The organism is Streptomyces sp. SAS_281, assembly GCF_052542855.1.
Map to the genome: position 1 here is coordinate 158,229 of NZ_JBMNDO010000001.1, position 15,132 is coordinate 173,360.

Here is a 15,132-nt window from a genome sequence, read left to right on the forward strand (position 1 = left end):
TTTCGCGGCTCCGGCCGACGCGGGTTGGCCGGAGTGGGGTCATCGGAGTGCGCGTGCTGGTGAGGTTCGGGGCGGCGGACCGGCCCGGGAGACGGTCGGGCTGCGCGAGGCACGAGGCGTCGTCGGTGGTGTTGGGGCGGTGCTGCGCTGCCAGCGGGCGCGTAGTGCGGCGAGGTCGGCCAGTGCGCGGCGGCTGCCGGTGATCAGTTGGTGCGTCGTGTTGGCCGGGTCCTCGGCGTAGGTGGCGATCCGTGTGGCGACGTCGCACGCGCGGGCCAGCAGGGCGCGTTGAAGGATGCGTTCGCCCCAGTAGTCGGCTGACCCGAGGGGAGCGGAGACCAGAGCCATCAGGTCACCGGCGGAGAGGTCGTCGGCGAGGAGCCCGCGATGCTGGGCTTCCCAGAGCATGGTGACCGGGTCCACGGGCTCGGCGCGGTGGACCAGTGAGGTCAGGCACTGCCAAAGGGCTGAGTGCAGCGGCTGCGTGAAGTCCTCGGGCTGGAGCCAGCGCATGTCCTTCAGAGCCGCCGGGTGCGCGGTGGCGGTGGCGAGGAGGAGTTGTTCCTCGTTGAGGACTTCCTCGCTGCTGCCCGCCGTGGGTTGTATCGGCAGGGCGGTGCGTGGCAGGGAGCCGGGGTGCGGGGCGAACTGTCCGGCGAGCGTATCCAGGAACTGCGCGAGGGCGTCGGCCTGGGCCAGGGTGGCGACGGCTCGGTTGGGCAGGGTGGCGTCGGTAGCGGTCTGGGCGAGGCGTTGGGCGTGCATGAGCAGAGTGCGCCGGGCGTGATCGGACTGGATCATCCGGGCGTACGTCGGCGCGTGCTGGGGCCACGGGCAGATCTGGACGAGGGTATGGAGGTAGGAGGTGCTCAGTCCCGGGGCATGGGGGCGGGCCGCGTCGAGGACGGCGTTGAGCCAGGCGGGATCGGAGCGGTGAGCCTCCGGATCGGGCAGTGGGACCATGCGCATGGCCTGGAAGAGGGCGCCGTGGGCGTGGTTACTGAACTGTTCCGCTCTCAGGGCGCGGATGTCGGGTAGCCGGTGGGGATCCAGGAGGAGCGCTCCGAGCAGGGACTGCTCGGCGTAGTGGACGGGCGGAGGAGGAGGCAGGTCGTCCAGGCCGTCCTCGTACGGGTCGGTGGAGTGGGACATCTAGGCGGCCAGGGTGAAGTCGTTGGGGCGGAGGGTCTTGCCGAGGTGCGGGGCCAGCAGGTGGGCGGCGAGCCGGGGTGGCACCGCGTTGCCGATCTGGCCGAAGACTTGTCCCTTGTTTCCGGCCCAGGGGTAGTCGGCGGGGAAGGTTTGCAGGCGGCCGGCTTCCTGGGCGGATATCCGGATGGACTCCGGCGCCGGCTGCTCTCCGCCAGCGGTGCTGGAGGCGGCTTCGGCGATCCAGACGCATTCATTGGCGCGATGGCCGAAGAACAGGGTGCCGGCCGGTTCATCAGATCGGCGGACGGTCGCGTTGGCCTGGTTGTTGCTGCGCAGTGACCATGACCAGCGCTGTGCTTCGCCGGTGTACGTGGGGACTGGCTCGTCGGTCGGCCGGATCTCCTGGCCTCCGTGCTGTGCCGACCACCCCGCGCCTTTCCCGCGGGGCTCCATGATGAGTGCGCTCTGGGGCTTCCAGGTTCCGCGGTCGCGGGCGTCGCTGAGGGTCTTGCGGGATCCGGACGGGAAGGGCTCGGGACCGCCTCCCACTCCGCCGGCGCACACGGTCGGCACCGGGCGGTCGGTGGCACCCCAGCCGAGGGCTTCGGCCATGGACACCCACCGGGCGCGGCCCGGCCCGAACAACGACTCCGGCTCGGCGACCTTGGCGTGCGTGGGCGGCGGCGGCTCGGCGGTACGGGTCCGGGAGGCGAGGAGAATCGCCCTCCTCCGGGTCTGCGGCACTCCGAAGTCCGCGGCGTTCAGAATCCCCGTCCATACCGAGAAGCCCCAGCTGCGCAGGATCGCGGTGTACTGACGCCACAAGGGCAGAACGTCGGGGACTTCCTCCATCGCGATCCACTCGGGCTGGCCGTACTGGTGTAGGGCGTACAGGTAGCGCATGGGCTCGGCGGCGAGCAGAGAGCGCTCGTCCTGGCAGGCGGTCAGAAGCTGTTCGCGGGTGTCGCGGCCGATGGCGAGGTCGGCGACAGCCTGGTGGACCAGCGGCTGGTCGAGGAGCCCAAGACGTTTGCCGGCCATCGACCATGCCTGGCAGGGCGGGCTGGCGATGAGCCCCGTGGTCTTTCCGAGGAAGGGCCCCACCGGGTACATCGCGACGTTCGTACGGATGGTCAACTGGCCAGCTGACGCACGGGTCTTGCAGGCCCACTCGTCCCATTCCAGGCCGATATCGCGTACGCCGAGAACGGTCAGTGCGTGGCTCCAGCCGCCGGGGCCGGCGAACAGATCGAGCACGATCACGTGGCCAGCCCGAAATCGTCATGGGTCAGGGCGTCTGCCTCGCCCCGGCAGGCCCAGGGCGAGCATCCGTCCGTGACGCCCTCTTCCAGCGCGGCGGCGTCGTCGCCGAGTTCCTGCTGCAGGGCGGCCCACTCAGCGGCGGTGACGTGATCGATGGGGGCCTCGGCCAGTGGGATGCGCGAGCGGTGCAGGAAGGCTTGGCCGAGCAGGCGATTTCCGCTGGCGTTGGCGCGGGCGTTGCCCTGCCGGATGGCGGCATCGAATTCGACCACGTCTGCCCACTCCTCGGGCGAGGTGTCACGGATGTGGCGCCACTGCGCATTTCCGTGGAAGGGGCACCCCAAGCAGGACGACTTCGGGGTGTCGGCGAGGTCGAGCGAGGAAAGGTACCGGATGCAGTCGGTGCGCGACCAGCCCAGGTCGATGAGTGGGTGCCGGTTGCGCATGTACTTCACGTCCGCGTCTTTGGCGCGGTGGAACTCGTCGGTCGAGATGCCGACCCACTGCTCGACGAACACCTCCCGCGGAATCCGGGCGGGATAGGGGTAGCCGAGGAGGGCTCTGACCTGCTTCTTTATTGGTTTTATCTTATATTCGCCAGTGCACTGCCTCCGGGTCATCCCGGCCTTGCCATTCCGGTTGAGGATGTAGAGCGGCATGGAGGCGAACCGGTGGTGCGGGTCGAGGGCGTCGTCGCGGATGTTCCCGGTGGACACGCGCAGGACGGGGATGCCGGCCGGGGCGGCTATCTCACGCTCCAAGCGGTCGAGGTGCTTATAGACGGCGCGAGGCTCCCAGCCGGTGTCGGCAAAGATCGCGTAATCGACCTTGGGAAGGGTGCCGGCGGCGGACAGGGCGAGCAGGGCGCTGGACTGGACTCCGGCGCCGAGAGACAGGGCGCGGAACTGGGGCTGTTCGGTGATGGTGGGTCCTGGAGGGAGTGGGGAGCGGAAGGGGATCTCGGCGCTCCGGCGGTACGGGTACGGCGGGCGGTCGGGAGTGGTCTCGGCGCAGCGCGTGGCAGAGGGCGAGGCGAGGAGCCCGTCGCGCAGGTTGACGGTCGAGGCGACGAACTGCTGCGGCGTGGGCGGAGAAGAACCGGCGATGAGGACGGGCCGTCAGCGCTGCGGCGCTGGTTCTCGACAGCGCGCGTCAGGGCGCGGCCAGTTCCGCGCTCGCGCCCTGGGTCGCCTTCTCGGTGCTGACGGAGGTCAGCGGCGATGGCTGGCCGGCGGGACGGGCATGGTTGCGGGGGGATGCGGAACTGGCCGGGGTGGCGCCGCGTGTGCCGGTGGTTCGGCGGTGAAGCCGGGCCAGACGGTGTCGAGGCCGTTGGCGAGGTCGCGCGTACGATCCGTGGCATCGCGCAGCCATTCCCATGCCGGGTGGGGGAGTTGACGCCAGTGGGCGTGGTCGCGGGCCCATTCGAGGATCTCGGTGGCGTTGCGGAGCTGCTCGGCGAGCTGCTGCAGGACCGCGCACTGCTGTTCGGGCCCCGTTGACGGTGTGCGGGTCTGCAAGAGCGCGTCCAGGGCGGCGGGAAGCGGTTCCTCGTCCGTAGGCAGACCGTAGAGCCGGGCATGCAGGGCTTGGGCGTAGACCGTCACGGGGCCGCCGCGGGAGCGGTAGCCGTGCTGGGTTGCTGCTTGGCGCCGGACGGCGAAGTGCACGGTGACGTCGCGCGGAGCAGCGCCGGGTATCTGGTCGGCGAGCACACGGGCGAAGTCGTGCGCGGAGGGAGAGTCGGGAGGCGTGGGAACTCCAGAGACGGGTGGTCAGCGCCCGGCTGAGCGACGAGCAGGTTGCGGACCGAGCGGTGGGGTGGCCGGCACTTGTGCCATCGGGCGTGAAGCGGGCCGCGGGGGCGGGGTGTCTACGTGGTGACGTCGCACGGTGATCTCGCCGGAGGGCGCCTCGACTGAAACGATCAGATCCCCGGGCTGGAGCTGGTGAACCCGGACGGTCAGCAGCGATGTGGCGGCGGCCGAGGTTTCGGGGGTCCAGCCAAGGGAGTGCAGGGCGGCTTCGAGCGTCAGGTCGTGTCCGTGCATCCGGCCGCGGATGACCTCTTCGGGGATGCCGGACAGGCGACCCCACTCGGGCAGACTCATCCGCTTGCCCCACGCGCTGTGGGGCTGTCCGGTACCGAGGGTGGACCGGTTCTCGGGTTCCTCGGTGATGGCGATCTGTGGGTTCCAGCCCGCCTTGATGCGTTTCCGGATGGTGCTGGTAGAGGCGTTGGCCCTCGGGTCAACTCCCCATTGGTAGATGGGCTTGGTTTCGCCGAAGGCGGTTACGGGCTGACGGAAGTGGTCACTGTCGGGCCCCTTGTCCAGGGCTTCTTCGAGGGATAGGCCCTGGGATCGGATGCGGCCGTAGAGCGTGTGGTACTTGATTCCCGACTGCTCGGCCCAGCCGCGCAGCGTCAGCGTTCTGTCACCGACGGTGAAATGGAGGGTGGGCAGTTCGTGCTTGGGTTTGGAGACGGCCTCTTCGGGATCCCAGCCCAGAGCGAGCCGTGTCCGCAGCGCTTCCTTCTTCACCTGGCAGCGCGGATCGTTGGCCCAGGCGCTGAGTGACTTGGATTCGCCGAACGCGACGATGGGTCCTCGGGCCTTCTCCCAGTCGTAGCGGCCCATCCGTGTGTCCGGGGTCCGCGCGGCAGCGGCTGCGCCGGGCGCTGCTGTTTCGCGATTCGGGGTGTTCGGTGATCGGTTCATCGGCTACGTACCGGTATCGCGGTGCCACTTGGCCGTAGCGCCGGGCGTGTGGTGGTCGGGGCTGCCGGGCGGGGGTAGGCGAAAGAGGCGGAGAGGCCGCGGCGCCCGGCCGTGCTCAGGTGTACGCGCTCGTCCACGGCCCACAGCTGGCAGTCCTCGCGCGTGATCAGGCCGCGGCTTTCTAGCGCGCGGATGGTGCTGATGCTGAAGTTGTCGAGTTCGCGGCGATTCCGCGGCCGGTCGTTGCTGATGGTGATTTCCCCACGGGCGACCGCAAGCATTGTGCTGCTCTGGGTTCGGGACAGCGCTGGTGGTTGGTGCGCGGGCAGATGGCCGTAGAGGCGGCGTTCGGCGACGTACTGTTCGGCGGTTGCCACGGCGTCGGAGGCGCCGAGGGCGGTGAGGTCGGAAACGAGGGTGAAGCGCCGTCCGATTTCCTGGCGGGCGTCGTGCTCGCTCGGGACGGCCAGGAAGCCGTCACCCAGCTCCATGGGCAGTCCTGCCTGTGCATGGGTGAGGACATCCTCGGCGTCGATCAGGTGGTCGGCAGCGTCATAGGCCAGGTGTGCGAGTTGGCGGATCCGGGCGTAGACGGCGCGGATCACTGGGCTGTGGTACATCGACTCCCTGTTGAGCGTGGCTACGATGCTGAGCGCCGAGTTGGCCAGGTCCTGGGCACGCGCCGCCTGCACGGTCAGAGTGTCGGCGGGCCGGTTCCCGTTGACCGCATGTCGCGCATGAAGATCGTGGAAGCGGGTGAAGTCGGCAGCCAGGGAAAGGAGTTGCTCGGCCGGCTCAACGGAGAGGGTCTTTTCGGACAGGGGTGGCTCCGTAACAGGGGACGGTTAGCGGCGGTGGGGGCGCCCGAGCTCGGCGAGGGCGTGAGCGACCTGTGGGTTGATCGCAGCCCTGCGGACCGTGGTGATCAGGCCGCTGTGCTCGTACCGGGCGTTGAGGGGGATGTCGGCGAAGGCGCGCTCGACGGCGATCGGCGAGGCGAGATGGGCGAAGAAGTTGCCGACGAGGTGCTCGGGGGTATTCCGCCGCGTGAAGGTGGCCAGCGGCTCCTTCTCGAAGTAGACGTGCTTGTCTCTCCAGACACCGTCCGCGCCCCGTGTCTGCTCGATTTGGCAGTACAGGTCGGGTGAGACGGGGGAGCTGCCTTCGGCAGACCAGCCGTTGAGGGCGGCGACCTGATCCAAGGGCTGGCATGTGACCGGGATCTGCTCGGCGTGGGCCTGGGTGAACGCGGCCACTGCCTCCAACGGTGCTTGTCGGCTGGACACCGCTTCCCAGTAGGGCTCATGGTGGGCGACCTTGCACCAGCGTCTGAGCGGGTGCGGAGGGACGAAGTCGACCGACACGCTGCCGTCGGGCTGTCGAGGCTGCCCCCGTTGCCGACATCGGGCTCGACCTTCCAGCCGAAGAGGTGGAAAAGGGGCCGATCGCGTCGGCGATCCGATCCCCGGCACCGGCCATGTACCGGGGGAGACCGTGACCCGCTCGTCGGGTGCGTGCTGGCTCATCGTCGAACACCTTGCGCTGCCACGTTGACCTTCGGGGCGGTGGAGGCCGTTGACAGGGCGGCGCGAGGCCGGGGCTCGGCCAGGGCGCGCTGTCCCGCCTCGGTCACGGTGATCTTCTGCCCGCAGAGCAGAGAGGTGCCGATGTCGGCGATGACCAAGCAGCGCTTGGCCAGAGCGCGGTAGGTGGTGATGGAGACGCGGGTGCCGTCCTGGGTGGCGACCCGGGTGACGCCCAGCCCACGCGTCGAGTTCTCATACAGCCATCCGCCGACGGCCAGGGCGGTGAGGGCGTCGTACTGGGCGGGGCTGAGCGAGGCCGCCGCAGCCCGCTGTTTGGCCGACGGTTTGTGATCTTGAGCTGGGGCGAGGTCCTCGGTGATACCGCGGGCGACGTAGTGGCAGCCGGTCACGCACAGGTCGAGCTGATGGATGGCATCGTTGAGGTGCCCGCTCATCTTCGGAATGACCTCGGCGTGCCGGACGGCACGTACCGCTTCGTCGTCGGCCGAGTACCCGGTGAACTGCGCCCCTTCATAGGGGTTGGCGAGCAGTACGTGGGCAAGGTCTGTGCCGGCGAGCGATGACGAGGACACGATCGAGGACAGCAGGTCCAGGCTGGCGCGGCTGCCGGCGACGTGGGTGTAGGCGCTGTTGTCCAGTGCGGTCAGGCACGCCATGGCGGTGGCGGTGAGGTCCTGGGTCTGCAAGAGGAGGGGGCCGATGCGATGCAGCGCGTCGGTGCCGGGCGTGTACGAAGCGTCGTGCACACGCGCCTTGAGGGCTTCGAATTCGCGGGCCAACTGGCGGAGGCGGTGGACTTGTTCGTTGAAACCGCTCGAGGGAATGGGGATGGGTGGCTCCTGGGATGTTCAGCGGCTTCGGGCGGTGGCCTGCGCAGTGGCCGGGAGAGGGCGGGGCGTCGTCCCGGGCGCGGCGCTCAGCCTTGCCGGGGGCAGTTCGATGACCGAGGCCAGGGATGCGACGCCTTCCGAGGTGAGGCGCACGCGGTCCTGGGGCGGCCCGCCGACGTAGGCGGCGAGCGCCGAGTTTGCGGTTCTCTCGGCCAAGCCCTTCGCCTCCAGGGCACGCAGGGTGCTCATCAGTACCTTGGGTTCGCGGGAGCGTGCGAATTCGCGGCCTAGAGAACTGCCGACCACGACGTGTCCGCGGGCGATCTCTGCCAGGACGTCGCGCTGAACGGCAGTCAGCCGATGATCGGCGTCGGGCGCGGAGGCCCAGCGGCGTCGGCGCGTCTCGGCGGCCAGGGCCGCCGCGCAACTGACGGCCGCTTCCGGGGCCAGGGCGGTCAGCCCGCGAGCCGTCCCGCCACGAAGGTCCGCGGAGGCGGTGGCGAGGAAGGCGAGCTGCTGCAGGCGCATGACCGTCTCGGTCAGCTCCACGCTCTCGTAAAGCCGTTCACCCTGGATCGCCTTGATCGCGGACTGGGTCTCGGCTGCCAGGCGCAGTGCCGAGTCGGCGTGGGTGTCCGGCCCGGACGGGGCGGTGGCGCGCAGGTGGAGATCGAGGACGTCGTTGTGCTGGGTGTACTGGTCCGCCAGGTGGAGCAGCCGCTCGACGGGGGTGGGCGGAGGAGGGACATCGAACAGTAGGGCTTCGGAGGGCGGCTCGGTTATGAGCGCCGCCGTACGGGCGGGCGGGAGGCGATGAGTCTCTTCTCCAGTCGAGTGGGGCGGGGCCGCGGGCGCAGTGACGGTCAAGCGGCAGGGCCGAAGTCGCTCTGCTTAGGCGCGGCCTTGGCGACGGCGCGTTCGGTGATGCCCTTGGACGCGCGGGCGGAGGCGGCGGAGAGTTCGTCGGCGCCGGGTTCGAGATACCAGGGACGCAGATCGAGCATGGCCGCGCGCATGCCGGTGGCGAACGCCAATGCGGTGCCCTTGGGCAGTGCGCGGATCGCGTCTGCGGCCAGGATGCGGTCCTGCCGCATGGACACGGAGGTGGACTTCCCGGACTCCGAGGTCGAGGTGGAGGTCGTCTCGACATCGTGATCGCCGATCAGCCGGGAGAGCTTGTCCGCGAAATCCGGATCATCGATGCCACTGCCGATGACCTTGATGGTGGAGGCAGACCACATGGCGTCCATGCCCGCGTCCCCCCAGACCTTCTGGCCCTGGCGGTAGCTCTGCAGGATGGTGATGGGGATGATGCCGCGCGAGCCGAGGTGCGAGTACAGGTCGGGCAAGTCGCTGATTTTGCAGACGTTCGCCGCCTCGTCGAGGATCGCGAGCATCGGCGGATCGAGACGTCCACCAGCACGTTCGGCCTGCGCGGTCGCGGCTCGCATCACGCTGTCCGCGCACGCGGCGATCAGTGCGCTGGCGCCGCCCCCGCCGTCCTTCGAGAGCAGGTAGAGCGTGTCCGTCGAGGTGACGAACGCGGCCGGCTTGAACTCCGGCACGTTCTTACGCGGCGTCACCCAGGCGGCGATCTCCGTGTTGAGGAGAGCGGCGGCGTACTGGCGGGCCGTCTCATAGATCCCATCCCTGGTTTCCGGCGGCCCCTCGACCGTCCCCTTGAGCTGTGCGGCGACAGCGGCGAAGCCGTGGTCGCGCAGGATGTCGAGCGGGGCTCGGTCGGCGGGGAAGGCGAGCCAGGTCATCACGTCGGTGATCGGCCTCTCGGCGAGCGCGGCGGCCAGGAACAACTGGCTCAAGATGTTCGACCCGGCCTTGGACCAGAAGTCACCCTGCTGGCTCGCGTCCACGGAGGCGGCGAGGAAGTGGCCGGCCAGGCGCCCGGCGCCATCAAGGGTTTTGGCGTCGGCCAGCGGATTCCACCACATGGCCCGTTCGGCGTGGGCGATCTGCTGGGGGTCCATCGACCAGGTCCGCCCGACGGCTGCCCGTGCGTCGATCGTCGCTGTGTAGGCATCGCCGGCGGCCTTGTTGGAGGTGAGCAGGACCGGGCCGGGCGCTGCCAGGATGGAGGGGATCGCCAGGCTGGTGGTCTTTCCTGAGCGGGGCGCCATGATCGCGACGGCCACGTCCTCGTACCCCATCCGCACCTCGTACTTGCTGCCCTGGAGGTTGCCGAGCAGGATGCCGGCATCGGCTGGGTCGATGTGCTTGGCGTCCTTCAAACTCGGGCGCAGCGAACGGGCCTTCGCGGTGATGGCCTTGGACATCAGAGGTTCGATGTCCTTGTGCTTGGCCATGCCCACGACGCGTTTCTTGTGTCCGCTTCCGCCTTCCTTGTGCCGTTTGTAGAGCACGGCGGCGGTGACGGCGAGGGACAACAGCAGGGCGCTGGGAACGATGCGGGTGCCGATCAGGAGGGACGATTCACCGAGGTGTGGCCAGAGCTGTTCGGGATGGAGAAGGGCCTGGACGGGCTGGTACGGGGCGCCGGGGTCGGCGTCGGTGACCTTGGCGGTGATCGTGCCGCTCAACCAGGCCAGGTTGGCCAGGGGGACCGCGATCGCAAGGGCGACGCCCAGGACCCGGAAGGCTATGTCGTATCCGTCGGTGGACGTGGAGTTGGGCTGGGGCAAGGGGCTGTTCCAGGGAGCGTGGAGGGGTGCGGCAGCGCTGTTCAGCGAGTGCGGCGCGACGCGGGAGCGCGCGGCGGAGCGGGAGACGTCGATGGCGGCAATGCGGAGTTGCGTTGGGCGAGCGCGGTGGTGCGGTTCCTGAGCGCGAAGGCGACGGACTCTGTGCTGACCTGCCGGGTGCTGGTACTGCCGTGCTTGAGGGCCAGCGAGGGAACGCGGTGTGGATTGCGGGCGAGGGGTGTGGTGTCGGCCATTGCGCTGAAGAGCGCGGAGGCCACGTGGGGCGGGGTGTTGCCGTCTACACGCGCGCGCCAGATCGCGGGGAGGTTGTATACGGACGTTTCGACGACCCAGCCGGCACTGCGTCCGCTCTCGTCGACGATCCGGTCGACCCGCGCCAGGCCGTTGGGGGAACTCATCCCCTTGGGCGAGGTGAGGCCGTCGTGGTGGCGGGGAGCGTGCCAGCCCGCGGCGCGCAGCGGACCGTACGGGTCGACCGGTGCGGCCGGCGGTGGGGCGGGAGCGGTGAGCGTGTCGGTGACCGCGGCGATGATCTCGACCGGGGTCTGGGCGTCGAAGGTGATCTCCCAGGCGCGTCGATCACCGCGGTGCGCATGACGCAGGGTCCACCACGGCTGGGCCGGGTCGGGGTCCGGTGCGATGCGCGGCTGGGCGAGCTGGTCCGGACTGGTGAGGATGACCTGCGGTACCAGCGCATCCCCGACAGTGCTCCAGCCGCAGGCGCGATGGAGGGGGACAGTGACCCAGGCCGGGTCGCCACTGCCGGCCAGATAGCCGGGCGATATGAGCGTCTGCTCGATGGTCTCGGTCACCGCGCCCCCTCCGTACCGTGGAAGCAGTGACGGGTGCGGGTGTGCCGGTCTTCGACTGCCGTGCGGCAAGCGCGTTGACGGCGAAGAGCGCCTGGCCGTGGATCACCCACTGATCCAGGTAGTGCCATGCTTCCGCGTGGCTCTCGGCGAGCGGTTCCTCGTAGGCCGTGGTGCCAGGCTGGGCGCTCTCGGGCAGCGCGGCGCGTACGGCAAGCCAGTCGTCGTAAACGGCGTACAAGCGGTCCGTGGCCTCATGCAGTTCCCGTACCTGCCAGGCGTAGCGCCGCGTACGGTCAGAGGTCGGCAGTTGAGCGAGCTGCTGTTCGGCGATATATACCAGTTCGTCGGCATGGTAGTGCACGCGACCGAAGGCGGCCAGGGTGTCGGCGTCGCGTTGCTGCTGACGCCGGCCGTAGGCATCCTCGTCGTAGGGCTGAAATGTCTCGGGGTCGGAATGGCGTGCGGAGTAATGGTCCCAGGCACCGAGGATCTGGCGGCTGTGACGCAGGTAGTGGGCGAGCTGGCGCAGGTAGAGCCAGTGCTCCTCGCTCCCGGGTTCGAGTGAGATGGTCAAGAGGGGCTTTCGGGCGAGCGGTTGTGGTTGGTGTTGAACGCGCAGCGGTTGGGGTCGCTCCGCGCCGTTCAGCGGCTGCGGGATGCAGGCATAGCCGTCTCGGCACCCGGCGCCGGGGCAGGGCGTGTCGTGAGTGCGGAGGCGCGACGGGCCTTGCGGGCTGCCGTCCGTATGGCCTTCAGCCTCGCTTCGTGGGCGGCGGCGAGCTGATCACCCTGGGCACCGCGTTCCACCTGCGTGACCAGGTGGGAGTGGGGGACGTCGTAGCGGCCTCGTGGGACAGGGCTCTGATCGACGAGAGCGGCGGCGAAGCCGGCGAGCAGGTGGCCAGGGGTGCGGTCGTCGAAGTATGCGTGCCACAGCCGGTGGTGGCCGCCGAGTCCGGTGGGCAGTGCGACTTCGGCAGTGCAGGCGAAGTGGCCACGGTCCGGGGCTGTGGCCCGCCGCTCCATGGTGGTGATGCCGTCCGGGTGGCGTGCGTGTTCGTTGCCTCGCTCGTCGCGTTCGTAGGTCCAGCCAGCTGCTCGCAACGTTGGCCAGAAGTCTGGCTCCACCACGGGCGTGGGGCGCAGGAGCGCATCGGTGAATCCGGCGATGACCTCGGCGGGCGTGTTGCCGCCGAAGGACGCGTGCCAACCGCCCCACGGCATCGACGAGATTCGCCACCAGGAGCCGTACGTCTCCGGCGTGGGTTCCAGGACCAGGGTGTGCTGGTAGTCGGGGCCGGCCAGGACGACGTGGGGGAAGTCGGGGTCGCCGACGTTCTTCCACCCGGCGGCTCGCAGGGCCTGAGTGACATGGCGCGGGTCGCCGGGGCCGGCGAGATGGCGGGGCGTGGTGTCGCACCAGATGCGGGACCAGGGGTCGTCGGCCTGGCTGGCGATGTATGGGCGCGACGTCACGTGGCCGCGGGCCCGGCTGCCTCGAACGCGTAGCCGCGCAGGCGCTGCACGTCCCAGTGCAGGACGTGCCAGTCGGTGGCCTCCTGAGCGGCCTCTCGGAGTCCGGTGATGATCAGGCGGATCTCGTCCGTCTCGGCGCTGGTCTGCTCGGCGACGAGGCGTGCGGCGTTGCGCAGGACGTCGCCGAGCAGGATGGGCACGCCGGTGTCCGCATCGAGGAGACCGGCGAGGAGCGGCAGCGCGTCCGAAACGGGCGGCTGGGTACGCAGGTAGTCCATGGCCTGAGCCAGGGTGGCGGTCGCCTGCGCGACCTGGTCGGTGCTGGGCGCGGAGGGGTTGGGCATCAACGTCCTTCGTGGAAAAGGGAATGAGGAGGGTGTACGGCGGCCTGGTCAGGGGCGCTTTCTGGGGCGGGGTGGCACTGACGGCGATGGGCCCGGTGGGTCCGGACACGAGCGGCTTCGAGGCGCTTGGCGATGTCGGTGCTGCTGCAGGCGACCGCTGCGCTCTCCAGCAGAACGTGCGGGAAGCCGGGCACCGAGTGGTTGCTCCGGCCGGCGAGCAGGTACTCGGTCACGTGCGGGGGGTCGCCTCCGTCGGCCAGGTTCCCGTCGAGACCTCGTCCAGCCGGCAGGCGGTGTTGACGCGATGCGGGGTGGGGCCGTTGACGCGGGAATGGGATCTCTCGTGGCTCATCGCGTCCGGCCGGTCTTGGCGTATGAGCGCGCTCCGGGGCGTTGAGGGCGCGCCTTGTTGGTGGCGAAGGCGTTGTTGGCCCAGGTGGCGGCGCGGGCCGCGGTGATCCGGGCCTGCTGCCAGGCGCTGAGCTGCGAGGGCAGCACGGACACGGAGGTGGTGCGGATCCTCTGGGAGGGCGGGACATGGCCGAGGGGGCGCATCACTGGCTGCGGATCGGCGAGCGCGATGCTGAACGCCTGCATGAGGTGCATCGGCGTGGTCGGTGTGAACACGGCCTCCCACACCCGACCGTGTTCATTGCGGGCGCCGGCCCACCAATGCGCCTGTCCGGGGGCTGACTGATGGAAGCGGACGAACGCGTCGCCGTCGGGGCTGCGCGCGGTGAAGTGCTGTCCTCGCTCGGTCTCCCAGCCCTGCTCCTGGAGAGGTTCCCACACGTTGGGGGCATGCGCGGATTTCGGCCGGGTGAGTGCGTCGGTGACGCCGGCCACGATCTCGACGGGGACCCGGCGGCCGAGGGTGGCGTGCCAGGCTTCCTGTGTCTTGGTCTGCCTCCCGCTGATGGTCCAGCCGCCGGGCTGGATGTACGGGTCGTATCCGATACGCACGGACTTGTCGGGGCTGTCGAAGACGACCGGTCCGCCGTTCTTGGACCTGTCCTTCCACCCGGAGGCGCGCAGGAATTCGGTGACGTAGCGCATGTCGCCGGCGCCGGCGAGGTGGCGGGGCTCGATGAGGTAGTGCTGCTGGGGCTGCTGGCTGTTGGGGCCCCAGCCGGCCCACTGCTGGTGCCTTTTCACCGGCGCCGCCGGATGACCATCGCGGAGGCGACCGGCGTAGCGGCCGGTCTGCTGGAGGGGGTGGTCGGCTTGGCCACCTGCTTGATCGTGTTGGCGTGTTCGGAAAGGTCGCCGCCGACGCTGTCGAGTTCGTTGGCGGCGCGGCCGAGGGCCAGCCAGACCTCGGGGGGCAGGACGCCGCGCTCGGAGTGGACCTTCGCGAAACGTGATCCGGTTTCGACGAGTTGGGTGACCTCGCCGAGGATGCCGTTGTCGTAGTCGAGGACGCCTGCGAGGATCTGGGCCGCCTCGTGCGTCGGTGCCAGGGCGAGGAGGCGACGAAGCTGGCCGATCTGCCCGGCGACGGCTTCGGCCAGTTGTACGGAAGGGAGGTTCGAGTCGGTCATGGGCCTCCTGAACAGGGCGGTTCGGGGTGCTAGTCGGGGTGTCGGAGGCGGTAGCTCTCGACGAGGAGCGGGGCGTGGTGTCGGCGGGCTTCGTCGAGTGCTCCCTCGGGGCGACCACCTGCCAGCGGGTTGGTGCGTTCACCGCAGCCGACGGCCGGGACGCGCAGGTATCGGCGGAACAGGGCGGTGACCAGGCGGGGCTTGCGGTTGGAGCTGATGGGCGGTGGTGTGCGATCGGGTTCGTCGGTGACGGGGGCTCCTGGTGAGGGTCGCTGCCGGTCCTGGTGGGACGGGGAGGGACTGGGCGGGTGACGGGCGCGTACGGCGCGGATGCCGGGGGCGGCTTCCGGTGCCGCTCGTCTCACCGGCGGTGGGTGCCTGACGGGCGGTTCGTGGTTCGGAATTCGGCCGCCGACGGCGGCGGGGCCGGGGAGCTCTGGGTGCGCATGGCTGTGGCGGCGTCGGTGTAGGCGGCGGAGTCCCAGATGTCATCGGCGATGCGGACCATGTATCCGGCCTTGTGTAACCAGGGCACCGCATGGGTGGCGAGCCGGTTCTTCGCGGCCTCGTAGAGGTGCTCGGGTGCCTCGTGCCAGACGATGACGGGTCCGGCGGTGACCACGGTATGACGGTCGAAGCCGAGCCGGTCCAGCAGGCCCAAGAGCTGTTCGGACGCGCCGATTGGGGTGTCGGCGTGGACGGTGTCGGTCAGGGCCTCGCGATAGATCGTGACGTCGGTGCCTTCGTCGTCGGCACGGTTTCCCACGTG

18 protein-coding genes are annotated in these 15,132 nt (G+C 69.7%); 1 reads left to right on the forward strand and 17 read right to left on the reverse strand.

What is annotated here, in order from left to right:
• Positions 1-39: 39 nt before the first annotated feature.
• The 11 genes from ACN6LM_RS00685 to ACN6LM_RS00735 all read right to left on the reverse strand — a co-directional run bounded on the left by ACN6LM_RS00685 (position 40) and on the right by ACN6LM_RS00735 (position 11,002).
• Positions 40-1,152 (reverse strand): DnaB-like helicase N-terminal domain-containing protein, encoded by a 1,113-nt coding sequence (locus tag ACN6LM_RS00685; RefSeq protein WP_445063262.1) that lies wholly within the window; start codon positions 1,150-1,152, stop codon positions 40-42.
• Positions 1,153-2,412 (reverse strand): DNA cytosine methyltransferase, encoded by a 1,260-nt coding sequence (locus tag ACN6LM_RS00690; RefSeq protein ID WP_445063363.1) that lies wholly within the window; start codon positions 2,410-2,412, stop codon positions 1,153-1,155.
• The gene (locus ACN6LM_RS00695; RefSeq protein WP_445063364.1) at positions 2,412-3,278 is read right to left on the reverse strand and encodes a hypothetical protein; all 867 of its coding nucleotides are present in this window, start codon (positions 3,276-3,278) and stop codon (positions 2,412-2,414) included. The genes ACN6LM_RS00690 and ACN6LM_RS00695 overlap by 1 nt, the downstream gene beginning before the upstream one ends.
• A 348-nt stretch (positions 3,279-3,626) precedes the next feature.
• Entirely contained in the window at positions 3,627-4,130 is a 504-nt protein-coding gene (locus ACN6LM_RS00700) for a hypothetical protein (protein ID WP_445063263.1), read from the reverse strand.
• 60 nt (positions 4,131-4,190) lie between these two features.
• The gene (locus tag ACN6LM_RS00705) at positions 4,191-5,054 is read right to left on the reverse strand and encodes a hypothetical protein (protein ID WP_445063264.1); all 864 of its coding nucleotides are present in this window, start codon (positions 5,052-5,054) and stop codon (positions 4,191-4,193) included.
• Positions 5,055-5,131: 77 nt separating this feature from the next.
• Positions 5,132-5,827 carry a hypothetical protein gene (locus ACN6LM_RS00710; RefSeq protein WP_445063265.1) on the reverse strand — a complete coding sequence of 232 codons (696 nt, stop codon included), beginning with the start codon at positions 5,825-5,827 and terminating at the stop codon, positions 5,132-5,134.
• A gap of 153 nt (positions 5,828-5,980) precedes the next feature.
• Positions 5,981-6,391 carry a hypothetical protein gene (locus ACN6LM_RS00715; protein ID WP_445063266.1) on the reverse strand — a complete coding sequence of 137 codons (411 nt, stop codon included), beginning with the start codon at positions 6,389-6,391 and terminating at the stop codon, positions 5,981-5,983.
• 266 nt (positions 6,392-6,657) lie between these two features.
• The gene (locus ACN6LM_RS00720) at positions 6,658-7,428 is read right to left on the reverse strand and encodes a hypothetical protein (protein WP_445063267.1); all 771 of its coding nucleotides are present in this window, start codon (positions 7,426-7,428) and stop codon (positions 6,658-6,660) included.
• Positions 7,429-7,530: 102 nt separating this feature from the next.
• Positions 7,531-8,379 (reverse strand): hypothetical protein, encoded by an 849-nt coding sequence (locus tag ACN6LM_RS00725; protein ID WP_445063268.1) that lies wholly within the window; start codon positions 8,377-8,379, stop codon positions 7,531-7,533.
• Positions 8,376-10,169: a type IV secretory system conjugative DNA transfer family protein gene (locus ACN6LM_RS00730; RefSeq protein WP_445063269.1), complete on the reverse strand. Its 1,794-nt coding sequence runs from the start codon at positions 10,167-10,169 to the stop codon at positions 8,376-8,378. The genes ACN6LM_RS00725 and ACN6LM_RS00730 overlap by 4 nt, the downstream gene beginning before the upstream one ends.
• Before the next feature lie 41 nt (positions 10,170-10,210).
• Complete coding sequence (locus tag ACN6LM_RS00735) at positions 10,211-11,002, reverse strand: DUF317 domain-containing protein (protein WP_445063270.1); 792 nt, start codon at positions 11,000-11,002, stop codon at positions 10,211-10,213.
• A 136-nt stretch (positions 11,003-11,138) separates the two neighbouring features.
• Between ACN6LM_RS00735 and ACN6LM_RS00740 the strand changes: the two genes are divergently transcribed.
• Positions 11,139-11,567, forward strand: coding sequence for a hypothetical protein (locus tag ACN6LM_RS00740; RefSeq protein ID WP_445063271.1), 429 nt, complete (start codon positions 11,139-11,141; stop codon positions 11,565-11,567).
• A 77-nt stretch (positions 11,568-11,644) separates the two neighbouring features.
• Here ACN6LM_RS00740 and ACN6LM_RS00745 read toward each other — a convergent pair whose 3' ends face one another.
• The 6 genes from ACN6LM_RS00745 to ACN6LM_RS00770 all read right to left on the reverse strand — a co-directional run bounded on the left by ACN6LM_RS00745 (position 11,645) and on the right by ACN6LM_RS00770 (position 15,129).
• On the reverse strand, positions 11,645-12,478 hold the full coding sequence (locus ACN6LM_RS00745) for a DUF317 domain-containing protein (protein ID WP_445063272.1): 834 nt from the start codon (positions 12,476-12,478) through the stop codon (positions 11,645-11,647).
• Positions 12,475-12,822 (reverse strand): hypothetical protein, encoded by a 348-nt coding sequence (locus tag ACN6LM_RS00750; protein WP_445063273.1) that lies wholly within the window; start codon positions 12,820-12,822, stop codon positions 12,475-12,477. Before ACN6LM_RS00750 ends, ACN6LM_RS00745 begins: the two co-directional genes overlap by 4 nt.
• 348 nt (positions 12,823-13,170) lie before the next feature.
• Positions 13,171-13,977 carry a DUF317 domain-containing protein gene (locus ACN6LM_RS00755; protein WP_445063274.1) on the reverse strand — a complete coding sequence of 269 codons (807 nt, stop codon included), beginning with the start codon at positions 13,975-13,977 and terminating at the stop codon, positions 13,171-13,173.
• Complete coding sequence (locus ACN6LM_RS00760; RefSeq protein WP_445063275.1) at positions 13,974-14,363, reverse strand: hypothetical protein; 390 nt, start codon at positions 14,361-14,363, stop codon at positions 13,974-13,976. Before ACN6LM_RS00760 ends, ACN6LM_RS00755 begins: the two co-directional genes overlap by 4 nt.
• 29 nt (positions 14,364-14,392) lie before the next feature.
• Positions 14,393-14,728, reverse strand: coding sequence for a hypothetical protein (locus ACN6LM_RS00765; protein ID WP_445063276.1), 336 nt, complete (start codon positions 14,726-14,728; stop codon positions 14,393-14,395).
• On the reverse strand, positions 14,725-15,129 hold the full coding sequence (locus ACN6LM_RS00770; protein ID WP_445063277.1) for a hypothetical protein: 405 nt from the start codon (positions 15,127-15,129) through the stop codon (positions 14,725-14,727). Before ACN6LM_RS00770 ends, ACN6LM_RS00765 begins: the two co-directional genes overlap by 4 nt.
• Between the last annotated feature and the right edge of the window lie 3 nt (positions 15,130-15,132).